Genomic DNA, 6000 nt, shown 5'->3' with positions numbered 1-6000 from the left:
CTATAGTTGTTTTTATCATGTTATTAGAGAAAGGCATGGAAAAAGAACCATTAGTGTTGGCAATTGACTGTGGTACTCAAAGTGTCAGAGCAATGGTTTTTGATACGTTCGGAACACTTTTGGCAAAGCAGCAAATTGCGTTACAAGCATACATATCACCACAGCCTGGTTGGGCAGAGCAACAACCTGATTACTTTTGGCAGCAGTTGTCGACGGCTTGTCAACAATTATGGCAAAAGTACCCAGAATATCAGTCTCAAATTTCAGGATTAGCACTTACTTGTCAGCGAGGTTCGGTTGTTTTTCTGGATCAACAAGGTATACCACTACGTACTGCTATCTTATGGCTGGATCAGCGCAGAGCGACACAACTGTTACCTTTGCCAGGTTATTTAAAATGTGGTTTAGGTCTTTTGGGGTTATCGTCAACACTAACGTATTTACAAAGTAAAGCACAAGCAAACTGGGTAAGGCAGTATCAGCCAGAAATATGGAATAAAACGGCATATGTAGTCTATTTGTCTGGGTATTTACTGTATAAGTTAACTGGGGAGTGGGTAGATTCAACAGGGGCAATGGTTGGTTATTTGCCTTTTGATTATAAACGTTTACAGTGGGCAAAAACAGGGTCATGGCGCTGGTCATTGGCGGGTATTACGACACAACAGTTGTCAACGTTATACGAGCCAGGTGCATTATTAGGTCATTTATCACCGCAGGCAGCTAAAGCCATAGGCTTAAAGGTTGGATTACCTGTATTTGCTGCTGCCTCTGATAAGGCTTGTGAAGTATTGGGGGCGGGTGCATTGGCATCGGAAGTTGCCTGTTTAAGCTATGGTACCACTGCAACCATTAATACCATTCAGCAAAAGTATGTTGAGCCCATTCGTTTTATTCCTCCGTATCCTGCCGCCATTCCCAAAGCTTATAATACAGAAATAATGGTATATCGTGGGTTCTGGATGGTAAGTTGGTTTAAGCGTGAATTTGGTAAGGAAGAGCAGCTTCGTGCAAAGGAGCTCGGTGTTCCCGCGGAAAAATTATTCGATGAGTTACTGGCAAAGTCTCCTCCCGGTGCTATGGGCTTAACTTTACAGCCTTATTGGTCTCCAGCATTAAAGCAACCTTTTGGTAAAGGTGCAATTATTGGTTTTGGTGATGTTCACACGAGAGCACATTTATATCGTGCTATCGTTGAAGGGTTAGCCTATGCGTTACGGGCAGGAAAAGAACAAATGGAAGCACGTAGTGGGACCGCTATTAAGTCTATCAGGGTATCAGGTGGTGGGGCTCAAAGTGATGCCGTACTCCAGTTGACCGCTGATATTTTTGACTTACCCGTTAAGCGTCCACATACCGTTGAGACATCTGGGCTTGGAGCCGCAATTAATGCTTATGTTGGTTTGGGGGTTTATTCAACCTATACAGAAGCGGTTTCTGCTATGACACGGCATGATAAATCATTTTTGCCGCATACGGAAAATGTTAAGTTATATAATGCACTTTATGGTAAAGTCTATAAAAAAATGTTTGGCAGGTTACGGCCATTATATAAGAATATTCAGCAGATTACAGGTTACCCGTCATACTGAGCATATGAATCAATAATCGATTTTTTTAGCTTCAATCTATCTAGCTTTTGTTACTTAAAACTTCACTATGGGTATATAAATTTTTACCCACAGTGAAGCCACTGAATGTTGACATTAATACTTGCTGAAGTTCTTGAAAACTTCACTGAGACTTGTAATTAACACCGACGTTTTTTTCTGTTAAACATTAATCCTAAACCACCCAGCATTAATAAGACAGGTGTTGCTGGAGTCGGTACTTGGGTAAAAGACAGTGCATCCATACCCCAAACGGTAGGTGAATGGGTTTTGATTACAACTTGATCAATGTTGGTCCAACCTAATTGAATATGGGTGGATTGAGCATCACTTAATGTAAACACCTCACTGGAAATAATCTGCTGGCCATCACGCCATCCTTCAAAGCTTATTAGGCTATCATTGCTATCACTTACCCAGTAGCCGCCATTAAAATTAATTAAACTATTTCCTAGCCAACGCATAATGATGTCTTGGCCAGAAAAATTTAGCACTGCATTAATTCCGTCAATAGCTGCATTTTTTAAGCCCTTTGCTTGCTGGCTTGCATTAAATACTAATGAAGGTCCATCTCCACCAAAAGAAAAACCGCCGTAATTATTTATAACTTCTAAATTACTACCAGGATTAATATCTTCAAAGCTTAGTAAGCTTGCTTGAGCTGAAGTGGCACAGATCGCAAAGGTTAATCCAGCAATTTTTTTATAGATTGACTTCATCCATGACTCCTTATGTATATTATTTAAGTACCTAGCGTGTTTGTTATTGTAGTAAGGGTTTTATCCTTGACCACAGCAGTAGTGGATTTGCTTCGTTTAAAACCCTACATTTTTGGTGTCTTATGTCTTTGGTACAAGACATTTATATCATTATTATTTACTACAACCAGGTCAACTAAAATGGTGTAAAGTATTGCTTTATATCGGTTGTTTTTTATATAAGCTGTTTTGTATAAGTCGAACGTTTTTTTGTTATTGAAAATATTTGCTGTGGTTGATGCTGAGTTACTACTTGTTTAACATTCACTCACAGTATACCCTTCACGAATCATTTATATCCCCCTAGGACGCAAGGGGTTTGTTGTCAGTGTTCTTGACCACACCAGTCACTTGATGGCCCAGCTAGCGCTTTTAAAACAACGGTTGGTGTTATCGTTAGTCTTAACAAATCAGGCTAGCCCCACTAAACCCCCTCGTTATGGGTATATTCTCTTGGAGAACGGCTACTTAACGTATTTAAAAGTAATTGCACTGGAGTCAGGACAACCTGTATAAATATTTTAAGGCATATGTTGTGAGTGAATCTTGTACGATAATGCAAATTTTTTTGGTTGTACAGTGATATAATTTTAAGTAAGTAGAAGACAGTTGTTTGATGTTAAAACAACAAAATATAAAAATAAAGTATTAGGTTGGTATTGTGTGTGAAGTATGGCTGGTATAAATTGAAGGGGTAAAAATAAAACTACAAAGTTACAGAAGGGATGTACCCGTAAAAAGCTTTTTAGAGCAATAAACTAATAATAGCGAGCATTCTCTTAACTAAAGCGATTAATTGTTAGTTTGGTGCATTTGGCCATCATATTCAAATTAACAAAATCACAGAATAGATTCTTCTGTCATGCTTTGAAAAAAGGGATGTTGAGCAATAAAAAAATCCGCGCAACGATATGGAGGACATCATGCGCAAAAAACTTCTTCCGGCAATGATTGCGTTATTAGGAGGCACGTCAGGCCTAGCAGCAGCTGACTCTACAACCACTACCGCTGTGTGTGATCAAGGCATTAATAGTATGCCTTGGCAATTGATGGAGTGTGTTAATGCCTATGGTGTAAAAAAACATCTACAAATGTTTCAAACGATTGCTGATGCTAATGGTGGTACCAGGGCATCAGGTACCAGTGGCTTTGATCAAAGTGTAGATTATGTTGTTAATTTAATGTCATCTGCAGGTTACGATGTTAAGGTTCAACCTTTTGCATTTACTGCATTTGAAAAACTTGGTGCTTCGACAATGGTACAGCTTGCACCAGATTCAAAACAGTATCAGGAAGATACTGATTTTAAAGTGATGACGCATTCTGAACCAGGTAATGTGAGTTCACCTGTTACACCTGTCGATATTCATCTTGGTCCCAATAATAATTCAACCAGTGGTTGTGAAAAAGAAGACTTTGATAATTTCCCTGCAGGAACTATTGCGTTGATTCAGCGTGGTGCGTGTACTTTTAGCTCTAAGGCTGAAAATGCAGCAGCGGCTGGCGCTGTAGGTGTTATTATTTTTAATCAAGGAAATACGGAAGATCGTAAAGGCTTAATGAGTGGTACATTAGGTAGTGACTACAGTGGAGGAATCCCTGTTATGTTTGCTACTTATGATGTGGGAGAGTCATTAGTCCATACCCGCACTCCCCAGCTACAAATGTTTGCCAATGTTAAACGTATTGCGACTGAAACATATAACGTAATAGCAGAATCAAAGGGCGGGAATGCTAATAATGTGGTGATGGTGGGTTCTCATTTAGATTCTGTGGATGATGGACCAGGTATTAATGACAATGGATCGGGGAGTGCTGGAATTCTTGAAATTGCATTACAAATGCAATATCTGATGCCAAAGAATAAATTACGGTTTGCTTGGTGGGGGGCTGAGGAGTCAGGCTTAGTGGGTTCTACCCATTATGTACAGAACTTATCTGAGGAGGAAAAAGACAAAATAGCCTTATACCTCAACTTCGATATGATTGGTTCACCTAATTATTTTAACGGTATTTATGATGGTGATGGTTCTTCCTTTGGACTTGAAGGCCCTCCAGGTTCTGATGTCATTGAGCATACGTTCGAGCGATTTTTTAGTTTATTTGGTCAACCTTACCGGGGGACTGAAATAAGTTTCCGTTCAGATTATGCTGAGTTTTTTAATGAAGGTATTGCTTTTGGTGGACTGTTTACAGGTGCAGAAGGTATAAAAACTGAAGAAGAAGCAAAGCGTTTTGGTGGTGAAGCAGGTAAAGCTTATGACCACTGTTACCATCAAGCTTGTGATGATATTACTAATATCAATGATCGAGCACTTGATATCAATGCTGATGCTGCAGCCTTCACCACATTGATCTTTGCTTTCTCAACCAAGTCTCTCGAAAATACGACAATTCAACCTCCTTTACGTGCTAATACTATGCGCCGCACAGTGCCCGCTCAGAAAATCGAGCCAGAGCGTTGGGGGAATGACTGGTTAAAATAGTCACACCCATTGACAATATAAAAGAAAAAAACGAGCGGCTATTAAGGCCGCTCTCCTCTTTTTAAGCGTGCTTCAATATCTTCTAAGCACGATTGAATGTCACTGACGGTGTCTACAACATAATGTGCTCCTGCACGGTAAAGACTGAGCGTTGCTTCACTACGAATTTTATCTTTTTCTGTATTGCTTAGTTGATTCCATTCACTCATTGAGCGGTTATTGTATTCTCCGCTAATGGCTGTCCCTACTGTCCACATGCCGGCATTAAGACCTTCTTCAATCCCTTTGAGACTATCATCTACTTTGACACATGCGGCGACACTCATAATATCTAAAGCAACCGCACAGGTGAGGGCGAGGTGAGGTGCTGGCCTAGGCTGGCTAACATCAACGGCACTTACCCAGTGATCAATTTTTAAACCTTGTTCAGTCAGCTGTGGAATTAAGTCACTAGCGATATCACGACAGTAATGTGTACAGACTCCGACCTTATAACCTTGTTTTCGTATAAATTGGAAGACAGGTTTACTGTCAACAGGCAATGAAAGTTGTTGACTAGCATACTCTATTTGATGTGTTCTAAACTGCATAATCAACTGCTCGAGTTGCTTTTCATCTGGAAGGGAACTGTGATGCTGTTGCCACTGGCTTTTAAAGCCCTCCATATTAAACAGATACGTTAACTGGGCTAAGTCAGGTAAATCTGCAATGGCCAGTAAAATATCGGGTGATAAATGTATCTGGCAGTGACTAAAAAGCTGTTGAAGTGCTTGACCATTAGCTTTAACACCAAAATCTACCAGTGTACCTGTCATATCAAAAATGACAGCTTGTATTTTGCCGCAGTATTTGCGGTGATAATTGAGATGCATTGGGGCTCTCCCATTAGCGTGGCTACACAATCCGATGTGTTGTCGGGCATTCACTAGAGCCTTAGGGTGCGTGAATTGTGTTGTTATTATGATCTATTTTTGAACATTGCATGCTTACTAAACTCTATAATAGACGGTTTTATGTGAGTCGGCATAAACAATAATTACCTAAATCAACAATAAATTATGATTAGACAGTCAGGTAAGGCGAGGAAAATGTTATAAAAGCTGGCATGCTGTCAATAGGTTTGGGATAAGTTAGTTAAAATATGAA

Annotated in this window: 4 protein-coding genes; 2 read left to right on the top strand and 2 right to left on the bottom strand. The window is 39.9% G+C overall.

Annotated elements, in window-relative coordinates:
* A partial coding sequence (locus KCG35_RS15470; RefSeq protein ID WP_309227402.1) for an FGGY-family carbohydrate kinase occupies window positions 1-1592 on the top strand: 1592 nt, incomplete at its 5' end.
* Between the two features lie 158 nt (window positions 1593-1750).
* On the opposite strand, the gene KCG35_RS15465 is transcribed toward KCG35_RS15470, so the two are convergent.
* Complete coding sequence (locus tag KCG35_RS15465) at window positions 1751-2329, bottom strand: PEP-CTERM sorting domain-containing protein (protein WP_215820692.1); 579 nt, start codon at window positions 2327-2329, stop codon at window positions 1751-1753.
* A 962-nt stretch (window positions 2330-3291) separates the two neighbouring features.
* Between KCG35_RS15465 and KCG35_RS15460 the strand changes: the two genes are divergently transcribed.
* Complete coding sequence (locus tag KCG35_RS15460) at window positions 3292-4854, top strand: M28 family metallopeptidase (protein WP_304956755.1); 1563 nt, start codon at window positions 3292-3294, stop codon at window positions 4852-4854.
* A 41-nt stretch (window positions 4855-4895) separates the two neighbouring features.
* Here KCG35_RS15460 and KCG35_RS15455 read toward each other — a convergent pair whose 3' ends face one another.
* Window positions 4896-5726: an HAD-IA family hydrolase gene (locus KCG35_RS15455; RefSeq protein ID WP_215820690.1), complete on the bottom strand. Its 831-nt coding sequence runs from the start codon at window positions 5724-5726 to the stop codon at window positions 4896-4898.
* Window positions 5727-6000: the final 274 nt, after the last annotated feature.

Origin of the sequence: Zooshikella harenae (assembly GCF_018837975.1) — a bacterium.
GTDB classification, from domain to species: Bacteria; Pseudomonadota; Gammaproteobacteria; order Pseudomonadales; family Zooshikellaceae; genus Zooshikella; species Zooshikella harenae.
This window is presented reverse-complemented; position numbering and strand designations above follow the sequence as displayed.